The 18955-nt window shown below is 67.2% G+C and carries 15 protein-coding genes; 10 read left to right on the plus strand and 5 right to left on the minus strand.

Annotated elements, in window-relative coordinates; genetic code table 11:
• Positions 1 to 123: 123 nt before the first annotated feature.
• A complete protein-coding gene (locus AC1D2E_RS12625) occupies positions 124 to 1023 on the minus strand; it encodes a DUF2272 domain-containing protein (protein ID WP_478197718.1) in 900 nt (299 codons plus the stop codon).
• Between the two features lie 327 nt (positions 1024 to 1350).
• On the opposite strand from AC1D2E_RS12625, the gene AC1D2E_RS12630 reads away from it, so the two are divergent.
• From AC1D2E_RS12630 to AC1D2E_RS12645, 4 genes are all read left to right on the plus strand, one after another.
• Positions 1351 to 2331, plus strand: a complete 981-nt coding sequence (locus AC1D2E_RS12630) for a ferritin-like domain-containing protein (RefSeq protein WP_478197719.1) — start codon at positions 1351 to 1353, stop codon at positions 2329 to 2331.
• Between the two features lie 741 nt (positions 2332 to 3072).
• Complete coding sequence (locus AC1D2E_RS12635) at positions 3073 to 4395, plus strand: C4-dicarboxylate transporter DctA (RefSeq protein WP_478197720.1); 1323 nt, start codon at positions 3073 to 3075, stop codon at positions 4393 to 4395.
• 8 nt (positions 4396 to 4403) lie between these two features.
• The gene (locus AC1D2E_RS12640) at positions 4404 to 5120 is read left to right on the plus strand and encodes a GntR family transcriptional regulator (RefSeq protein WP_478197721.1); all 717 of its coding nucleotides are present in this window, start codon (positions 4404 to 4406) and stop codon (positions 5118 to 5120) included.
• A 103-nt stretch (positions 5121 to 5223) separates the two neighbouring features.
• Positions 5224 to 6297 carry an AI-2E family transporter gene (locus AC1D2E_RS12645; RefSeq protein ID WP_478197722.1) on the plus strand — a complete coding sequence of 358 codons (1074 nt, stop codon included), beginning with the start codon at positions 5224 to 5226 and terminating at the stop codon, positions 6295 to 6297.
• A 185-nt stretch (positions 6298 to 6482) separates the two neighbouring features.
• Here the strand turns inward: AC1D2E_RS12645 and AC1D2E_RS12650 are convergent, their stop codons facing one another.
• Complete coding sequence (locus AC1D2E_RS12650) at positions 6483 to 7385, minus strand: LysR family transcriptional regulator (RefSeq protein WP_478197723.1); 903 nt, start codon at positions 7383 to 7385, stop codon at positions 6483 to 6485.
• 111 nt (positions 7386 to 7496) lie between these two features.
• On the opposite strand from AC1D2E_RS12650, the gene gcl reads away from it, so the two are divergent.
• From gcl to AC1D2E_RS12665, 3 genes are all read left to right on the plus strand, one after another.
• Positions 7497 to 9290: a glyoxylate carboligase gene (gene gcl / locus AC1D2E_RS12655; protein ID WP_478197724.1), complete on the plus strand. Its 1794-nt coding sequence runs from the start codon at positions 7497 to 7499 to the stop codon at positions 9288 to 9290.
• A 189-nt stretch (positions 9291 to 9479) separates the two neighbouring features.
• Entirely contained in the window at positions 9480 to 10259 is a 780-nt protein-coding gene (hyi, locus tag AC1D2E_RS12660) for a hydroxypyruvate isomerase (protein ID WP_478197725.1), read from the plus strand.
• Positions 10260 to 10283: 24 nt separating this feature from the next.
• A complete protein-coding gene (locus AC1D2E_RS12665) occupies positions 10284 to 11186 on the plus strand; it encodes a 2-hydroxy-3-oxopropionate reductase (RefSeq protein WP_478197726.1) in 903 nt (300 codons plus the stop codon).
• A 44-nt stretch (positions 11187 to 11230) separates the two neighbouring features.
• On the opposite strand, the gene AC1D2E_RS12670 is transcribed toward AC1D2E_RS12665, so the two are convergent.
• The 3 genes from AC1D2E_RS12670 to polA all read right to left on the minus strand — a co-directional run bounded on the left by AC1D2E_RS12670 (position 11231) and on the right by polA (position 16588).
• Positions 11231 to 12133: a LysR family transcriptional regulator gene (locus AC1D2E_RS12670; protein WP_478197727.1), complete on the minus strand. Its 903-nt coding sequence runs from the start codon at positions 12131 to 12133 to the stop codon at positions 11231 to 11233.
• A gap of 242 nt (positions 12134 to 12375) precedes the next feature.
• Positions 12376 to 13668 carry a M20/M25/M40 family metallo-hydrolase gene (locus tag AC1D2E_RS12675; protein ID WP_478197728.1) on the minus strand — a complete coding sequence of 431 codons (1293 nt, stop codon included), beginning with the start codon at positions 13666 to 13668 and terminating at the stop codon, positions 12376 to 12378.
• 127 nt (positions 13669 to 13795) lie between these two features.
• A complete protein-coding gene (gene polA, locus AC1D2E_RS12680; protein WP_478197729.1) occupies positions 13796 to 16588 on the minus strand; it encodes a DNA polymerase I in 2793 nt (930 codons plus the stop codon).
• Between the two features lie 98 nt (positions 16589 to 16686).
• On the opposite strand from polA, the gene AC1D2E_RS12685 reads away from it, so the two are divergent.
• From AC1D2E_RS12685 to AC1D2E_RS12695, 3 genes are read left to right on the plus strand one after another with little or no spacing between them, the layout of a single operon-like run.
• Positions 16687 to 17067 (plus strand): hypothetical protein, encoded by a 381-nt coding sequence (locus tag AC1D2E_RS12685; protein WP_478197730.1) that lies wholly within the window; start codon positions 16687 to 16689, stop codon positions 17065 to 17067.
• A 7-nt stretch (positions 17068 to 17074) separates the two neighbouring features.
• On the plus strand, positions 17075 to 18118 hold the full coding sequence (locus AC1D2E_RS12690) for a homoserine kinase (protein ID WP_478197731.1): 1044 nt from the start codon (positions 17075 to 17077) through the stop codon (positions 18116 to 18118).
• A 9-nt stretch (positions 18119 to 18127) separates the two neighbouring features.
• On the plus strand, positions 18128 to 18919 hold the full coding sequence (locus AC1D2E_RS12695; protein WP_478197732.1) for a BPSS1780 family membrane protein: 792 nt from the start codon (positions 18128 to 18130) through the stop codon (positions 18917 to 18919).
• The last annotated feature ends 36 nt before the right edge of the window (positions 18920 to 18955 follow it).

Genomic DNA, 18955 nt, shown 5'->3' on the forward strand with positions numbered 1-18955 from the left:
GCATGGCAGGACAGTGTGTGAAGCCTGAATTCAGGTCGCATGCACAGTGCGAAGCTGTACGTCAGCGGCAACGGCTCGAAGAGGAAAAGCGGAACCCGATGGCACCGTAAGTGGCCCTGTTGGCTAGCTCACCCGGTTGTCCAGCAGCACGATGGCTTCCCCGACGAGCTTGCCGGCCGCGTTGATCCGGGGATTCCTCAACAAGCTGCCATCCGAACTCAACTGGTAGCCCGTCGCGAAGACCGAGTTCCGCACATTGCCTCCGATCGCCCACGCCACCTCGGGGCCCACGGCCACCACGATGTCGCAGTGGCTGGGCATCTCGGGATTCGTCGAGGCGTTGAGGTAGTCGTCGTAGGTCGCAGGCTTCTCGCGCCAGCTGCCGACGATGTCTCCTATGTGGGGCTTGGCCTGCCCGAGCCGCACGCCCCAGAACGGCGCCGCCAAGTCGCCGCTCGCGCTCTTCTTGATCGCGTCCCACATGTACGCGGCATGGCCGATCGACTGCCTGAAGGCCTTGTAGCCGTCGAACTGTTTTGCCGCCGTCCGGACCATCAGCGAGATCGCCACCGCCGACCAGGGTTGACCGGTGGTGGTTCCGGTATGCGGCTTGCCGAACGCCTTCCACATCTCGCCGATGAAGCCGCTGTAGGGCTCCGTGGTTTCCTTCCCGGCGCCCCGGTCGAAGCGCAACCATTGTTCGACCGCAGCGGCAGCCAGGGCCTCGCGTGCCGGCGTCGCCGGGTCKCGCAAGSTAGGCTGCTCCGGCGGCTGCCAGGCGAACTTGGTGATGGGCAGAGTCGCCTTGATGAAGCCCTCGCTAGCTTTGCCGTCGACGGCCGCTCGAACGTGATGCCATCCCTCGGGACCGTCTTCCAGGTCATCGACGGCCTGCCCGAGGAAAAGGGTTCGGACCAAGGTTTCGGGCGCAACTCTGGCCTCGGTTCGCAGGTTGATCGCCTCGACGTTGACGAGTTTCTGCATCGAAAGCTCCTTGTTTTTATGGCCAACCGAGTTGGCCACGATCCGGCGGGCCTCGCAAACGTCTTACAAGCGAGGCTCACAGAGGGTGAGATTGTCGGCGCCTGGCTTCTAGATCGGCGAACACATGGACAGTCAGGATGGTCATGGATTCTCTGCCTCCGGCCCCGCTGTGCTTCTTGTGCCTGGGTGGGACGACGACGATCGGCAGTACCCCCATTGGTCAGCACGAAACTGACCACGGGCTGCTGGATCGTGTTGGAATCGATCCTGCCGTCCCTATCGAGGCGTTTCGCCGCGGCGCGCGCGCCGGTGACAGGGTCGCCGTCTCTCGCGCGCCGCGCGCGTGAACCTTCAAGGAGTCGAATCATGACCAATGACGAAGCCCCACCTCCATTGGAGGATTTCTTGAACCGCGATCCGCTTAGCGGTACGCCTGGAGCACATATCGTCGGCACCGGTCTGGGAGCGGCGGGTGGTGCGATGGCGGGCGCAGCGGTAGGTTCGGTGGCAGGGCCCGGAGGCGTCGCTGCGGGCTTGGTGGTGGGCGGCATCGCCGGAGGTTTGTGTGGCAAAGCAGTCGCCGAGCGCGTGAACCCCACGGCCGAGATTGACTACTGGCGCGAGCGCTACGCCGCCGAGCCGTACTACGAAGMTGGCCGCAGCTACGAGGACTATCGCCCTGCGTACGAATTGGGCTGGTCCGCCCGCGCGGTAAGCGAGGGCGACTTCGACACGCTGGAGCCGTCCTTGGCCGCGGAGTGGAATGCCCGGCGGGGCACCTCCAGCTTGGAATGGGAGCAGGCGCGGCCTGCCACCCGCGCCGCCTGGGACCGTGCGGACAGCACCTACTTCGGCAATGGCGATCCGGACGACAGTGTCGAGCCGGGCCAGGTGCTGGACAACGACGATGTGGTGGACGTGCTCAACGACCTGCTGGAAACCGTGCGGGACGGCGAGTTTGGTTTCCAGGCCTGCGCGGACGAGGTGGGGGCCTCGAATCTGCAGCAGGTGTCCTACCACCGCGCCGAGCAGTGCCACCAGGCCGCCGACGCGCTGGTCCAGCTGATCTGGCGTTTCGGCGGCACACCCGCTGAAGGTGGCACCGTCAGCGGCGCGATGCATCGCGGCTGGGTTCACGTGAAAGGCGCCGTCGGCGCCAACAGCCAATTGTCAATGCTCGAGGAATGCGAGCGCGGAGAGGACGCCGCGGTGGCGCGCTACCGCAAGGCGCTGAAACAGAATTTGCCGCCCGAGGTACGCAGCTTTGTGGAACGCCAGGCACAGGGCGCTCAGCGCAACCATGACCATCTCCGCGATTTGCGCAATGAGGCACGGGCGCGCGGGTGATCGCGGTGCGATCCGCCGACCGGAATCTGGCCTGCATCGGCGATTCTTCACCGCTGAGCGCGGCGCCTGCCAGCGACTAGCCTCGCCATGCGAAGGTCCCTTTCCTGCGACAGAGCCGGCAAGCCGGCAGCGAGCCGGGTCCTGACGGTGCTTGTCCTTGGGGCGCTCAGCTTGGCCCCTTCGTACGCGCACCTCCTGGAGGCGGCGCCAAACATCGTGGCCGCCTCGCCGGTCGGGATCGGAAGGCTCTTTGAGGCGCGGTCTGCCAATTCAGGGGGCGCCTCGGATCGTCTGCCCGGAACCGGCCGTTGGATGCCGGGCCCATCCTTGCCGCCTGAGCTTTGCGCGTGAACGTCAGCAATCAATCTGCTGCCAACGGCGCGAGGGTCCGAAACTTGCCCTGAACGGCTGTACGGCCCGCTCCGAAACGGCTGTTCGTTTCCGCTCTGGATGCTGCCAATGTTCAGATTCCTGCCGCGGTCGTTCGGCAGCGAAGCGGGACTCTACGAGTCTTCCTACCGCCCTTCTTCCATGCCCGGAAGCCTGCCGACAGTGCCGCAAGCCCCCTGCGGCTGTTTGCGCATCTATTGCCTTGTTTGCGCATTTAATGACCTAGAACAACAGCTGTGAAGGCCCACTCTCACCCGGGAATACCCTCAGAGCATTTCCCGTGTTCTTGCCTACATTGCTTGTATGCAAGACAACGTGAAGCTTGCATACAAACCTTTACGGGGAATCTCCATGCCACGTTTCGCCAAATCGCTCTTCGGTCAGGTGGTCATTGCGCTGGTGCTCGGCGTCGCGGCTGGCCTGTTCTTCCCGGACTTCGCCGTCAAGCTCAAGCCGCTTGGCGACGGTTTCATCAAGCTGATCAAGATGATCATCCCGGTGCTGGTCTTCTGCGTCGTGGTGCACGGCATCGCGGGCGCCGGCGACCTGCGGCGGGTCGGTCGCGTCGGCGTCAAGGCGCTGATCTACTTCGAGGTCCTGACCACCATCGCGCTGGCGCTCGGCCTGGTGCTGGCCTTCGTCTTCCAGCCCGGCGTGGGCATGAACGTCGACCCCTCCAAGCTCGACCCGGCGGCCATGAGCGCCTACGCCTCGAACGCCGACAAGCTCACCAGCGGCGGCACGGTCGACTTCCTCATGAAACTGATCCCGACCACCGTGGTCAACGCCTTCGCCACCGGGGACGTGCTGCAGGTGCTGCTGTTCGCGGTGCTGTTCGGCTGCGCCCTGACCCTGCTCGGCGAACGCGGCCGGCCGGTGGCGGTGGTGGTCGACGCGCTGTCGCTGGTGCTGTTCAAGATCATGGGCATCATCATCAAGCTGGCGCCGCTGGGCGTGCTCGGCGCGATCGCCTTCACGGTCGGCCAGTACGGCATCGGCTCGCTCAAGCAGCTGGGCATGCTGGTCGCACTGTTCTATGTGGCGGTGCTGCTCTTCGTCTTCGTGGTGCTCGGGCTGGTCATGCGCCTGTCCGGCTTCAGCCTGGTCAAGCTGCTGCGCTACCTGCGCGAAGAACTCACGATCGTCTTCGCCACCACCTCGTCCGACAGCGTGCTGCCGCAGATCATGGCCAAGCTGCGCCACATGGGCATCCGCGACTCGACCGTCGGCCTGGTCATCCCCACCGGCTACTCGTTCAACCTCGACGCCTTCTCGATCTACATCACGCTGGCCGCGGTGTTCATCGCCCAGGCCACCAACACGCCGATCTCGATGGCCGACCTGCTGACCATCCTGGCGATCGCGCTGGTCACCTCCAAGGGCGCGCACGGCGTGCCGGGCTCGGCCATCGTCGTGCTGGCCGCCACGCTGCACGCCATTCCGGCGATCCCGGCCATCGGGCTGGTGCTGGTGCTGTCGGTCGACTGGTTCATGGGCATCGCCCGCGCGCTCGGCAACCTGATCGGCAACTGCGTCGCCACCGTCGCCATCGCCGCCTGGGAGGGCGACATCGACCGCGAGCGCGCCCACGCGGTGCTGAACGGCACCCACTCGCCCGAGGACGAGCCGCTGGCCGAGCCCGGTTCGCCGGCCGCGATCTCGGCGGCCCATTGAGCACACCGATGACCGACGTCACGCCCACCCACATCGCGGAGCGCGTGGTGGAAGCGATCCTGGCGCAGAAGCTGGCGCCCGGCGAACGGCTCGGCGAACAGGCGCTGGCCGAGAACTTCGGCGTCAGCCGCACCATGGTGCGCGAGGCCCTGATGCAATTGCAGGCGCGCGGCTTCGTCGAGGTCCAGTCGCGCCGCGGCTGGTACGTGGTGGAACCCTCGGCCGACGAGGCGCGCGACGCCTTCGCGGCCCGCCGCATCGTCGAGTCCGGCATCCTGGCCGAGGCCGGCCGGCCGCTCTCCAAGGTGATCCGCAAGCTGCGCGAGCACATCGCCGACGAGAAGCGCGCCATCGCCGGCGCCGATGCCGCCACCCGCGCCTTCCTGCTGGCCGACTTCCACGTTTGCCTGGCCGACCAGATGGGCCACCGTCTGCTGTGCGACGTGCTGCGCGACCTGACCGCGCGCACCACGCTGGCCGCCACCCTGTTCCAATCCCGCCACGAGGCGGCCGAGTCCTGCGCCGAGCACGCCGCGATCGTGGCCGCGCTCGAAGCCGGCGACACGCCGCGCGCCCGGCAGTTGATGCTCGACCATATCGGCAACGTCGAGCAGGCGCTGCAGGTCGAGGTCCAGGCCGCCCCCGGTGCCGACGAACGGCTGCGGACTTCGCTGGCGCCGCTGACATGGCCCGTCGGCGGCCGGCGGAGCCCGGCCCGCTCGTAACACCGCGGAACCGGCTTTGCCGGGCCGTTGCTGTTGCCCCCGGCGAGGGGGTGGACGGCTGCACGCAGTGAGCCGACCTGGGGGTGATACATTCAATTCGCCTATGAATTCACCAGCCCTGCAGCGCGGCACCTTTCTCTTTCTGCTTGCGGTCGTCACGGTTGCCTTCGGCTGGATCCTGTTCCCCTTTTTCGGTGCCGTGATGTGGGGCGTCGCCCTGGCCATCCTGTTCACCCCGATCTACCGGCGGCTGGTCAGGAAGATGGGAGGCCGGCGCAACCTGGCCGCCCTCACCACGCTGCTGATGGCGATGGTGGTGGTGATCATTCCGCTGGTCGCGGTCACCGTTTCGCTGGTCGAGGAGGTGTCGGTGCTGTCGCACAAGATCCGATCCGGCGACATCAGCTTCGCCAGCTATTTCCAGCAGGTCGTCGACGTGATCCCGAAATGGGCGTTGAGCCTGCTCGACCGTTTCGGACTCGGCAACGTCGAGGGCCTGATCAAGCAGCTGTCGCTGGCCGCCGCCCGCGGCAGCCAGGCGATCGCCGCCCACGCGGTCGCGATCGGCCAGAACACCTTCGAATTCATCATCAGCTTCGGCCTCATGCTGTACCTGCTCTTCTTCCTGCTGCGCGACGGCGCGGAGCTGTCGAAGACGGTGCGTGCGGCCCTGCCGCTGGCCAGGCCGCACACGCACCACCTGCTGAACAAGTTCACCACCGTGATCCGCGCCACCATCAAGGGCAACATCGCGGTCGCAGCGGCGCAGGGATTGATCGGCGGCGTGACCTTCTCGCTGATGGGGCTGCAGGGTTCGCTGCTGTGGGGCGTGCTGATGGCCTTCCTGTCGCTGCTGCCGGCGGTTGGCGCGGCCCTGATCTGGGGCCCGGTGGCGATCTATTTCCTGGCCGTCGGCGCGGTGGGCAAGGGCCTCGGGCTGATCTTCGTCGGCGTCTTCGTGATCGGTCTGGTCGACAACATCCTGCGGCCGCTGCTGGTCGGCAAGGACACCCAGATGCCCGACTACGTCGTGCTGATGTCGACCATCGGCGGGATCGCGCTGTTCGGCATCAACGGCTTCGTGATCGGGCCGGTAATCGCGGCGCTGTTCATGGCGGCCTGGGATCTTTTCGCCTCTTCCGACGAGGTCGATGACAACGCTCCCCCGCTGCGCTGACGAAAACGCGCGGTTCCGCGGTGTTTCACCAACGGGCTGCGCCGGCCGGGGCTGCGCTCGTTCTTCGGCTGCGCGCAGCGCACGCCTGTTCGTGGGCAGTCGCGGAACCGGCTTCGCCGGGCCGCTGACTGCGCCCCCGGCAGGGGGTGGGCGGCTACACGCGGTGAGCCAACCTGGGGGCGAGCCTATTGCCTCCACCACTGCTCACCGAATCGCCCTTGCAGGAAGGCGATGAAGCTGGACACCTTGCCCGGCACCAGCTTGGGCGACGGAAACACCGCATGGATTTCCTGCTCGGCGAGCGCGTGGTCGGCCAGCACCTCCACCACCTGCCCTGAAACGAGCGAATCGCTCGCCACGTAGCGCGGCATCAGCGCGATGCCGAGCCCGGCGCGGGCTGCGGCCAACACGGCCGAGACGTTGTTGGAGCGCAGCCGGCCCGACACCGGCACCGTGACCGGCTCGCCCTTCGGCGTGTGCAGGTGCCAGACATCGTCGCCGACCACGCTGCTGTAGATCAGCGCCACGTGGGCGCTCAGTTCCTGCGCCTTCTTCGGCGTGCCGTGCTCGCGCAAATAAGCCGGCGCGGCCACCATCACCCAGGGATTCATGCCGAGGAAGCGCGCACCCAAGGACGAATCGGCCAGCTTGCCCATGCGGATCGCGACGTCGATGCCCTGCGCCACCAGGTCGACATAGCGGTCTTCGAAACTGAGGTCGACCTGCACCTGCGGATGCCGCGCCATGAATTCCAGCGCCAGGGGCACCACGATACGGCGGCCGAAGGCGGTCGAGGTGCCGATGCGCAGCAGCCCCTGGGCCTGCGACTGCCGCAGCTTGACGATGTTCTCGGCTTCCTCGGCGTCGCGAACGATCGCCTTGCAACGCTCGTAGTAGAGCGCGCCCGACTCCGTCAGGCTCACGCCGCGCGTATTGCGGTTGAGCAGCCGCGCCTTCAACCGCGCCTCGGTGGCGGCCACCTGCTTGGTCACGGTGGGCTGGGTGGTGTTGAACTCGCGCGCCGCCTTGGAGAAGCTGCCGGTCTCCACCACGCGCACGAACATCTCCATCGCCAACAGTCGGTCCATCCGCGCATGCTACTCACTTATTCCACCCAGGAATAGGCTTTATGGCTGTACGCCCTCTTCTGCCGGAAGCGCTGAATTCCTACAGTCGAGTCCAAACCCAAGGAGACTCGCATGGCAAAGATGACCGCGGCGCAAGCCGCCGTGCTCGTGATGGAAAAAGAAGGCGTGACCCAGGCCTTCGGCGTCCCCGGCGCCGCCATCAACCCGTTGTATTCGGCGCTGCGCAAGCAGGGCAGCATCGCCCACATCCTGGCGCGCCACGTCGAGGGCGCCTCGCACATGGCCGAGGGCTACACCCGCGCGGTGGCCGGCAACATCGGCGTCTGCATCGGCACCTCGGGGCCGGCCGGCACCGACATGATCACCGGCCTCTACTCGGCCTGGGCCGATTCGATCCCGATCCTCTGCATCACCGGCCAGGCACCGCGCGCCCGGCTCTACAAGGAAGACTTCCAGGCGGTCGACATCGAATCGATCTCCAAGCCGGTCACCAAGTGGTCGGTCACGGTGCGCGAGCCGGGCCAGGTGCCGCAGGTGTTCCAGCAAGCCTTCCACCTGATGCGCTCGGGCCGCCCGGGCCCGGTGCTGATCGACCTTCCCTTCGACGTCCAGATGGCGCAGATCGAGTTCGACATCGACAGCTACGAGCCGCTCCTGCCCTACAAGCCGGCCGCCACGCGGGCCCAGGTCGAGAAGGCCATCGCGATGCTCAACACGGCCGAACGGCCCTTGATCGTGGCCGGCGGCGGCGTCATCAATGCCGATGCCAGCGATCTGCTGGTGCGCTTCGCCGAAGCCACCGGAGTGCCGGTGATCCCGACCCTGATGGCCTGGGGCGCGATCCCCGACGACCATCCGCTGATGGCCGGCATGTGCGGCCTGCAGACCAGCCACCGCTATGGCAACGCGACCATGCTGGCCTCCGACTTCGTGCTCGGCATCGGCAACCGCTGGGCCAATCGCCACACCGGCTCGGTCGAGGTCTATACCAAGGGCCGAACCTTCGTCCACGTCGATATCGAGCCGACCCAGATCGGCCGCGTCTTCACGCCCGACTTCGGCATCGTCTCGGACGCCAAGGCGGCGCTCGAACTGTTCGTACAGGTGGCCGAGGAAATGAAGGCAAAGGGCCAGCTGCCCGACCGCGGCAAATGGGCCGGCGAGTGCCGCGGGCGCAAAAAGACCATGCTGCGCAAGACCAACTTCGCCGACGTGCCGATGAAGCCGCAGCGCGTGTACCAGTGCATGAACAACAACTTCAGCCACGACACCTGCTACGTCAGCACCATCGGGCTCTCGCAGATCGCGGCGGCGCAATTCCTGCACGTCTACAACCCGCGCCACTGGATCAACTGCGGCCAGGCCGGGCCGCTCGGGTGGACCATTCCGGCGGCCCTGGGCGTGCGCGCAGCCGACCCGACGCGCAAGATCGTCGCGCTCTCGGGCGACTACGACTTCCAGTTCATGATCGAGGAACTCGCCGTGGGGGCGCAGTTCAAGCTGCCCTACATCCACATCGTGGTCAACAACTCCTACCTCGGGCTGATCCGCCAGGCGCAGCGCGGCTTCGAGATGGACTACTGCGTGCAGCTCGGCTTCGACAACATCAACGCCGCCGAGGACGCCGGTGTCGAGCGCAGCTACGGCGTCGATCACATGAAGGTGGTCGAGGGCCTGGGCTGCAAGGCGATCCGCGTCTACAAGCAGGAACAGATGACGCCGGCGATCCAGCGTGCCGAAGAGCTCATGGCCGAGTTCAAGGTGCCGGTGGTGATCGAGGTGATGCTCGAACGGGTGACCAACATCGCGATGGGCACCGAGATCGATGCCATCAACGAGTTCGAGCCGCTCGCCGAAAGCACCGAAGACGCGCCGACGGCCATTGCGGTCGCGATGCTTGACTGAAACCTTGCGGGACAGATCAAGAAGCTGCGCAGCGGTTTTTGCTTTGTCCTCGACCTACTGAAACCTTGCAGGACAGACCAAGAAACTGCGCAGCAGTTTTTGCTCTGTCCTTAACTGAGACCTTGCGGGACAGACCAACAAACTGCGCAGCAGTTTTTGCTCTGTCCCCAACTGACTAGAGAGACACACATGCCCAAGTTCGCAGCCAATCTGACGATGCTGTTCAACGAGCTGCCTTTCATGCAGCGCTTCGAGGCCGCCGCCAAGGCCGGCTTCAAGGCCGTCGAATACCTGTTCCCCTACGCCTACGAGAAGAAAGAACTGGCGGCCGCGCTGCGCGACAACGGCCTCGCTCAGGTGCTGCACAACCTGCCCGCCGGCAACTGGGAGGCCGGCGAGCGCGGCATCGGCTGCCACCCGGACCGGGTGGCCGAGTTCCGCGAAGGCGTGGCGCGCGCCATCGACTACGCCACGGCGCTGGGATGTCCGCAGGTCAACTGCCTGCTCGGCAAGCTGCCCGAGAGCGTCACGCCTGCCGATGCGCGCAAGGTCGTGGTCGACAACCTGCGCTTCGCGTCGAAGGAGTTGCTGGGTGCCGGCATCCGGCTGCTGATCGAGCCGATCAACACCTTCGACATTCCGGGCTTCTACCTGAGCCGCACCGACCAGGCGCTGGCGCTGATCGACGAAGTGGGCTCGCCCAACCTGCGGCTGCAGTACGACATCTACCACGCGCAGCGCATGGAAGGCGAACTCGGCAACACGCTGACGAAGAACATCGCCCGCATCGGCCACATCCAGCTGGCCGACAACCCCGGGCGCGGCGAGCCGGGCACGGGCGAGATCAACTACCCGTGGCTTTTCAAGCACATCGATTCGCTGGGCTATGCCGGCTGGATCGGCTGCGAATACAAGCCGCGCGGCACGACGGTCGACGGCCTCGGATGGCGCACGGCGCTCACCCAGTAATTCAGGACAAGGACAACTCGCGAAATGACGCAAACCAACGCACAGAAAATCGGTTTCATCGGCCTCGGCATCATGGGTGCGCCGATGGCAGGCCACCTGCTCGACGCGGGCCATCAGCTCTGGGTGAACACGCGCGGCGACGTGCCGCAGCCGCTGGCTTCGCGGGCGGAAGTCTGCGCGTCGGCCACGGAGGTGGCGCGGCAGGCGGACATCGTCTTCATCATGGTCCCGGACACGCCGGACGTGGAGCAGGTGCTGTTCGGCGAAGGCGGCGTGGCCGAGGGATTGTCCAAAGGCAAGGTGGTGGTCGATTGCAGCTCGATCGATCCGATCGCGACCAGGGGCTTCGCGCAGCGGATCATCGGCCTGGGCTGCGGCTATGTCGATGCGCCGGTCTCGGGCGGCGAGGTGGGCGCGAAGGCGGCGAGCCTCACGATCATGTGCGGCGGCGACGAAGGCACCTTCGGGCGCGTGCGGCCCCTGCTCGAGAAGATGGGCAAGAACATCACGCTGGTCGGCAACGTCGGCGACGGCCAGGTCTGCAAGGTGGCGAACCAGATCATCGTGGCACTCAACATCGCGGCGGTGGGCGAGGCCCTGGTGTTCGCCTCCAAGGCCGGCGCGGACCCGGCGAAAGTGCGGCAGGCGCTGATGGGCGGCTTTGCGTCATCGCGCATCCTCGAGGTGCATGGGGAGCGCATGATCAAGCGCACTTTCGCGCCGGGCTTCCGCATCGCACTGCACCAGAAGGACCTGAACCTGGCACTGCAAGGAGCGCGCTCGCTGGGAGTGGCGCTGCCGCAGACCGCGAGCGCGGCGCAGTTGATGAACGCCTGCGCGGCACTGGGGCATGGCCAGGAAGACCATTCGGCGCTGGTGCGTGCGCTGGAGGCGATGGCGCAGCATCCGGTGGCTGGTGAGCTATAGGGCCTGTTCTCCCTAGTTCCTGGGATCGCGGAAATAGGGAGGCCCTACCTCATTTCCTCTATCGCCTCGCGCACGCAGCGCGTGATGCTGCGCACCGCCACCGAATCCGGCCGCCCGGCGACGCGCAGGGCGCGGATCGGCACCGGGATGTGCGGCTCGAGGGTCAGCACATCGACCTTGCCGCGGTCCGCCGAGCCCGCGGTGCAGCCGTCGACCAGCGCCACGCCCAGGCCATGGTGCGCCATCGCCAGCGCCGCATGGTAGGTCTGCACCGTGACCACCGCCTGCTGGAAGCCGACGCCTGCCTGGCGGCAGGCCTGGCTCAGGCTGGTGCCTACCGGGTCCCGGCTGTCGAGGCCGACCACCGGCAGCTTGACCAGGTCGTGCAGGGCCACCGAGCCGTTGCGCAGCAGCGCCCGCGGCAGCAGGCCCTTGGGCGCGATGCAGACCATGCGGCTGTCGGCCAGCGCCTCCTGCGTCAGCGAGGGATGGACCGCCGGGCTGAAGGCAAAGCCGACATCGGCCTCCTGCAGCAGCAAGGCCGACATGATCTGCGGCGAATGCAGCGATTCGAGCGTCACCGCGATCGACGGGTGCTGCTCCCGGAAGCGCTTCAGCGCCCGCGGCAGCACCTCGTAGCTCAGCGCCAGCACGCTCAGGATGCGCAGCTCGCCGGCATCGCTGGCCGTGCGCAGGTTGGCAGCCAGCCGCTGCACTTCGTCGAGCTGCGCGAACAGCCGCTCGATGTGCGGGTAGAGCGCCAGCGCTTCCGTGGTCGGCGTGAGCCGGCCCTTGGCACGCTGGAACAGCGGAAAGCCGAGCTGGATCTCGGCATGCTGCAGCGTGCGGCTGACCGCAGGCTGCGTGATGTTGATCAGCCGCGCCGCCGCGCTCACGCTGCCCGTGAGCATGATGGCGTTGAAGACCTCGATGTGGCGCAGGCGCATGGATCAGGCCCTCAGGGGAGCCTGCGCCCCCTCAGAGGGGCGTGACCCACAGCGGATGGAGCCGGCGCAGCGAAATGCCAGGGATACCGCGGAACCGGCTTTGCCGGGCCGCTGGTATTGCCCCCTCGAGGGGCTGAGGTCCGCGGCTCCAAGCCTGCCTGCGCAGGCTTGGACGGACCCGAAGAGCCGCTGCCTCTGGCAGCGACTCGGGGCGCCGCAGGCGCTTCGGGGGTGTTTCATTCTTACGGCGCAGCGACCTTGCCGCGCGAGATGTCCATGATCAGCTGCGCCGACAGGGTCAGCCGCGGCTCGATCGAATCGACCAGCACGTACTCGGCGTCGGCCGAGTGGGCGCCGAAGCCCTGCAGGCCGAAGCGCTCGACCACCGCCGCCTTGGTCTTGAGCGCCGCGAACGCCGCATCGGTGCCGCCGCCGGCAACCTTGTCGTCCGCGCCCAGCTCCCGGCCCAGCGCCTTGTAGATCTGCTGCGCATGCTGCGCCAGCGCACGCGAGGCATCGTTGGCCTCGAGCGGCGGACGGCGGCGCTCGAACTTCATCTCGACCTTGGCCTGCGGGATCAGCTGCTTCTTCACGCGCTCCTGCACCTGCTGTTCGATGCGGTCGTAGTCGCTGACCTTCAGCACCCGCACGTCGGCGCCGGCCGTGGCGCTGGCCGGGATCACGTTGCGGTTGCTGCCCGCGCGCGAAATGGTCCAGTTCATCTTGAGACCGGTCGCCGGGTCCGACAGGTCGCGCATCTGCAGGATCTGGTGGGACAGCTCGTACAGCGCATTCACGCCCTGCTCCGGCGCCGAGCCCGCATGCGAGGCCTTGCCCGTGACGTTCAGCGTGACCGAAGCGATGCCCGCGGTGGCCAGCGAGAGCTTGTCGCCCTGGACCGGGGCGCCTTCGTAAGACATCACGACGTCGTGCTCGCCGCCCAGCCGCGTGATCAGTTGGCGGCCGCCGGGCGAACTGATCTCCTCGTCGCCATTGATCAGCACCGTGAGCGTGCCGTACTCCTTGAAGTCCATCGCCTTGAGCAGCGCCAGCGTATGGGCGATCACCGCGATGCCCTGCTTGTCGTCGGCGATGCCCAGGCCATAGGCCTTGTCACCCTCGACGCGGAAGGGCTGCTTGTTCAGCATGCCGATCTGGTAGACCGTGTCCATGTGGGCGATCAGCATGATCTTCTTCGTGCCCGTGCCCTTGAAGGTCGCGCGCATGACCTTGCCGATCTTCTCCGGCGTATCTTCCATGCGGTAGGCCTCGGCCGAGGGATCGATCAGCTCGACCTGGCCGCCGAGCGCCCGGAACCTGTCGGCGATCAGGTTGGCGATCTTGCCGAGGCCCTCGAGATCGCGGCTGCCGGATTCGATCGAGACCAACTGGTTCAGCGTCTCGAGCAGCGCGGGCTTCTCCTTGGCGGCCAGCGCGGCGATTCGTTCATCGGGGGCGGCCGACGCCAAGGTGCATGCGGCGGCGAGCGCAGCGAGCGCGAAGCCCCCGCGAGCGAAAGCGATTGCATTCTTCATCAACTCAGTCTCCAAAAAAACAATTCCAGAAACACCGCGGAACCGGCTTCGCCGGGCCGCTGGTGTTGCCCCCGGCAGGGGGTGGGCGGGCTACACGCAGTGAGCCCAACCTGGGGGCGAGCCAGATCTAGTGCGCCTTGTCCCAGTTGGGACCAAAGCCGATTTCCGCGAGCAGCGGAACCCTGAGGTCCGCCACGCCCGCCATGAGGCGCGGGATCTCGGTACGGACCCACTCGACTTCCTCTTCGGGAACCTCGAACACCAGTTCGTCGTGCACCTGCATGATCATCTTCGTGCCGCGCTGCTCGGCGTCGAGCACCTGCTGCACCTTGACCATGCTGAGCTTGATCAGGTCGGCCGCGGTGCCCTGCATCGGCGCGTTGATGGCAGCCCGCTCGGCGCCGCCGCGGCGCGGACCGTTGGGCGAGTTGATCTCGGGCAGGTAGAGCCGGCGGCCGAACACGGTCTCCACATAGCCCTTCTGCTTGGCCAGCGCCTTGGTCTCGTCCATGTAGATCTTCACGCCCGGGTAGCGCGCGAAGTAGCGCTCGATGTAGGAGGCTGCGGCCTTGGTCTCGATACCCAGGTTGCGCGCCAGCCCGAAGCTGCTCATGCCGTAGATCAGCCCGAAGTTGATCACCTTGGCGTAGCGGCGCTGCTCGCTCGACACCTGGTCGACCGGCACGCCGAAGACCTCGCCCGCGGTCGCGCGATGGACGTCGATGCCCTCGGTGAAGGCCCGCAGCAGCGATTCGTCGCCGCTGATGTGGGCCATGATTCGCAGTTCGATCTGCGAGTAGTCGGAACTCGCGATCACGCGGCCGGCCGGTGCCACGAACGCCTCGCGCACGCGCCGGCCTTCAGGCGTGCGGATCGGGATGTTCTGCAGGTTCGGGTCGTTGCTCGACAGCCGCCCGGTCACCGCCACCGCCTGCGCATAGTGCGTATGCACGCGGCCGCTGCGCGGATTGGCCAAGAGGCCCAGCTTGTCGGTGTAGGTACCCTTGAGCTTGGACAGCCCGCGATGCTCGAGGATCTTCGCCGGCAGCGGGAAATCCTCGGCCAGCTTCTCGAGCACCTCCTCGTCGGTGCTCGGGGCGCCGCTCGGGGTCTTCTTGACGACCGGCAGGCCGAGCTTGGTGAAGAACACCTCGCCGATCTGCTTCGGCGAACCGAGGTTGAAGGGCTGGCCCGCCAGCTCGTAGGCCTCCTGCTCGAGCGCCATGATGCGCTTGCCGAGCTCGTTGCTCTGCGACGCCAGCGTCGGCGCATCGATCAGCACGCCGTTGCGCTCGATGCGGTAGAGCGTCTCGCTGGAGGCCATTTCGAGCTCATAGATGAAGCGCAGCTTCTCGTCGGCTTCGAGCCGCGGCCACAGCACGCGGTGCACGTCGAGCGTCTGGTCGGAGTCCTCGCAAGAGTATTCGGCCGCCTTGTCGATCGCCACCTGGCTGAAGGAAATCTGGTGCGCGCCCTTGCCGCACAGGTCCTCGTAGTCGATGCCGCTGCGGCCCAGGTGGCGCTCGGCCAGGCTGGCCAGGCCATGCGGCTTGTGGACCTCGAGCACGTAGCTCTGCAGCATGGTGTCGTGCGCATAGCCCTGCACCTCGATGCCGTGGTTGGCGAACACATGGCGGTCGTACTTGACGTGCTGGCCCAGCTTCTTCTTCGCGCCGTTTTCCAGCCAGGGCCGGAGCTTCTCGAGCACCGCCTCGCGCGGCAGCTGCGCCGGCGCGTCGGGGTAGTTGTGGGCCACCGGAACGTAGGCCGCCTCGCCGGGCTTGACGCTGAAGCTCAGGCCGACGATCTCGGCGCGCATCTCGTCGAGCGAGGTGGTCTCAGTGTCGAGCGCGACCAGCTCGGCGGCCTCGATCTTCGCCAGCCAGGCGTCGAAGGCCTCCCAGGTCATGACCGTGTCGTAGGCCAGGTTGCTGACCTTCTCGGCGGCCTCGAAGGCCGGGTCGCTGAACAGGTCCGGACCGGCCTCGGCGCCCTTGCGCTTCGGGGTCTGCCCGACCAGCTCGGGCGGCACCGCATGCGCCTCGAGCGTCTTCACCAGGCTCTTGAAGCCGTATTGCTCGTAGAACTCCTTGAGCGCATCGGTCTGCTGCGTGCCGATCGCGATCGCATCGAGCGCCGGCAGGCCGCTCACGTGCTCGCCGAGCTCGCAGTCGGTGCGGATCGTGACCAGGCGCCGGCCCTGGGGCAGCCATTCGAGCGCCTTGCGCAGGTTCTCGCCGGCCTGCCCCTTGACCTCGGCGGCGCGGGCGATCAGGGCTTCGAGCGAGCCGTATTCGAGCAGCCACTTGGCCGCCGTCTTCGGGCCGACCTTCTCGACGCCGGGCACGTTGTCCACGGTGTCGCCCACCAAGGTCTGGTAGTCGATCATCAGGCTCGGCGGCACGCCGAATTCGGCCGTCACGCCCGCCACGTCGCGCTTCTTGCCGTTCATGGTGTCGATGATCGTGATGTGCTCGTCGACCAGCTGGCTCAGGTCCTTGTCGCCGCTCGAGACGATCACCTCGATGCCCTGGCTCGCCGCCGTCCGGGCCAGGGTGCCGATCACGTCGTCGGCCTCGACGTCCGGCACGCAGAGCACCGGCCAGCCGAGCATCCGGACCACCCGGTGGATCGGCTCGACCTGGCTGCGCAGGTCGTCCGGCATCGGCGACCGGTTGGCCTTGTACTCGGGGTACCAGTCGTCGCGGAAGGTCTTGCCGGGGGCGTCGAAGACGCAGGCCGCGTAGTCGGCCCGCACCTCGCGCCGCAGCGCCTGCATCATGTTGATCATTCCGCGGATGGCCCCGGTGGCCGGGCTGCTGTTGTCGCCGGGAACGGCGCGCAGATCGGGCATCGCGTGGAAGGCGCGATAGAGGTAGCTCGATCCGTCGACGAGCAGCAGCGTTTTCTTGTCGGTCATCAAGGCATTTTGCCGTGCCGCGCGGCCTGCTCCCGAAGACGGAAAAGTTCGGCACATGCTTCTATCCCCCAACCGGTCACGGACCTACAATCCAAAACATGTCCTCCTCCCTGCTCCTCGTTCGCCGCGCAAGCCTCGCCACGCTGGCGCTGGCCTGCGCCGCGCCCTCGGCTGTCGTTCTTGCGCAGAATCCGGCGCCCCCGGCCCCGGCGCCCGCCCAGGAACAGCAAGACCCGGACAAGGCGGCCGGCCGCCAGAACCAGCGGATCCAGCGCATCCGCACCGAGGACAGCGGCGCCACCATCGACGAGCTGCGCGTCGGCGGCCAGACCCAGGACATCACGGTCAAGCCCAAGAACAACGCGCCGGCCTACCAGGTCATGCCCAACGCGGAGGAACGCGTGCGCAACCAGGGCCAGTCCGACTCCAGCGCGGGCGAAGGCGGCTCGCGCGTCTGGTGGAACGTCTTCAAGTTCTGAGCGCGCAGTGGCGGTTTTCACGGAAGTCGGATTCGACGAGGCGGACGCGCTCGTTCAGCGCCTGGGCCTGGGGCCGCTGACCGCCCTCAAGGGCATCGAGGGCGGCATCGAGAACACGAACTATTTCGCCAGCACCGAGTCCGGCGAGTTCGTCCTGACCCTGTTCGAGCGCCTGGGCGCCGAACAGCTCCCCTACTACCTCTGCCTGATGAAGCACCTGGCGGCCCGCGGCATCCCGGTGCCCGAGCCGGTGGCCGATCCGGCCGTCGCGCCGCCCCAGGGCCATCCGCTGTCGATCCCGGCCAACGCCCCCTGCGAGCTGCTGCACACGGTGGCCGGCAAGCCGGCGGCGGTGGTCCAGCGCCTGAACGGCAAGAGCGAACTGGCCCCGTCGGAAGCGCACTGCGCCGAACTCGGGCGGCTGCTGGCCCGCATGCACCTGGCGGCCCGGGATTACCCTCGCATCCAGCCCAACCTGCGCGGCCTGGCGTGGTGGAACGACACCGCACCGGTGGTGCTGCCCTACCTTGGCGCCGCCCAGAGCTCGCTGCTGCGCAGCGAGTTGGCCTACCAGAACCACGTGGCCGAATCCTCAGCCTATGCGGCGCTGCCGCGCGGGCCGGTGCATGCCGACCTGTTCCGGGACAACGCCATGTTCGACACCCACGCCAGCGCCGACGCGCCGCGGCTCACCGGCGTGTTCGATTTCTATTTCGCCGGCGCCGACAGCTGGCTGTTCGACCTCGCCGTGTGCCTGAACGACTGGGCGATCGAGCTCTCCACCGGCCGCCACGATGCCGCCCGCGCCGACGCCCTGCTGGCCGCCTACGGCACCGTGCGTCCGCTCACCGGCGCCGAGCGCGCACTGCTGCCCGCCATGCTGCGGGCCGCGGCGCTGCGCTTCTGGATCTCGCGGCTGTGGGATTTCCACCTGCCGCGCGAGGCCAGCATGCTGAAGGCCCATGACCCGACCCACTTCGAGCGCGTGCTGCGGCAACGCGCCCACGCCACTTTCGACATTGCGCCCGGCGCCAACGCGCTGGCTGCCTGACCGGACCCGATGAAACTCAACCTCGTACCGGCACGCACCGGCGTGCTCTGGGTCCGCGCGGGGCTCAAGGCCTTCGCGAAGCAGCCGCTGGCCTTCATCTCGCTGTTCTTCTTCTTCATGGCGATGGTGTCCATCGCCTCGCAACTGCCGCTTATCGGGGCCGCCCTCGCGCTGATGCTGCTGCCGACCATGACGCTGGGCCTCATGGCGGCCGCGCAGCAGGCCTCCGGCCCCGAGAAACCGCCCGCGGGCACCGTGTTCCTGGCGGCGCTGAATGCGGTGCGCGCCGACATCCGGCCGATGGCGGTGCTGGGTGCCCTGTACGCGGGATTGTTCCTGGGCGTGATGGCGATCTCGGCGCTCGCCGACGGCGGCCAGTTCGCCCGCGTCTACCTGCTCGGCGGCCCGCTCACGCGGGAGCTGGCCGAATCGACCGAATTCCAGGTCGCGCTGTGGATCGCCATGGGCCTCTACCTGCCCCTGTCACTGGCCTTCTGGCATGCGCCGGCGCTGGTCCACTGGCACCGCGTGCCGCCGGCCAAGAGCCTGTTCTTCAGCTTCGTGGCCTGCTTCAAGAACTTCGGCGCCCTCACCGTCTTCGGCCTGGCCTGGTTCGGCGTCTTCATCGGCGCCGGCATCGTGCTGAGCCTGCTCGCAAGCCTGCTGGTGGCGGTCGGCGCCATGGCCAGCGAAGGCGCCGCGGCGATCGGCGGTGCGCTGATGATCGGCGGCGCGCTGGTGATGGCCGCGATGTTCTTCACCAGCACCTGGTTCACCTTCAGGGACAGTTTCACGGAATAGGCTCGCCCCCCAGGTTGGCTCACTGCGTGTAGCCGC

The organism is Variovorax sp. P1_H2 (assembly GCF_056405295.1).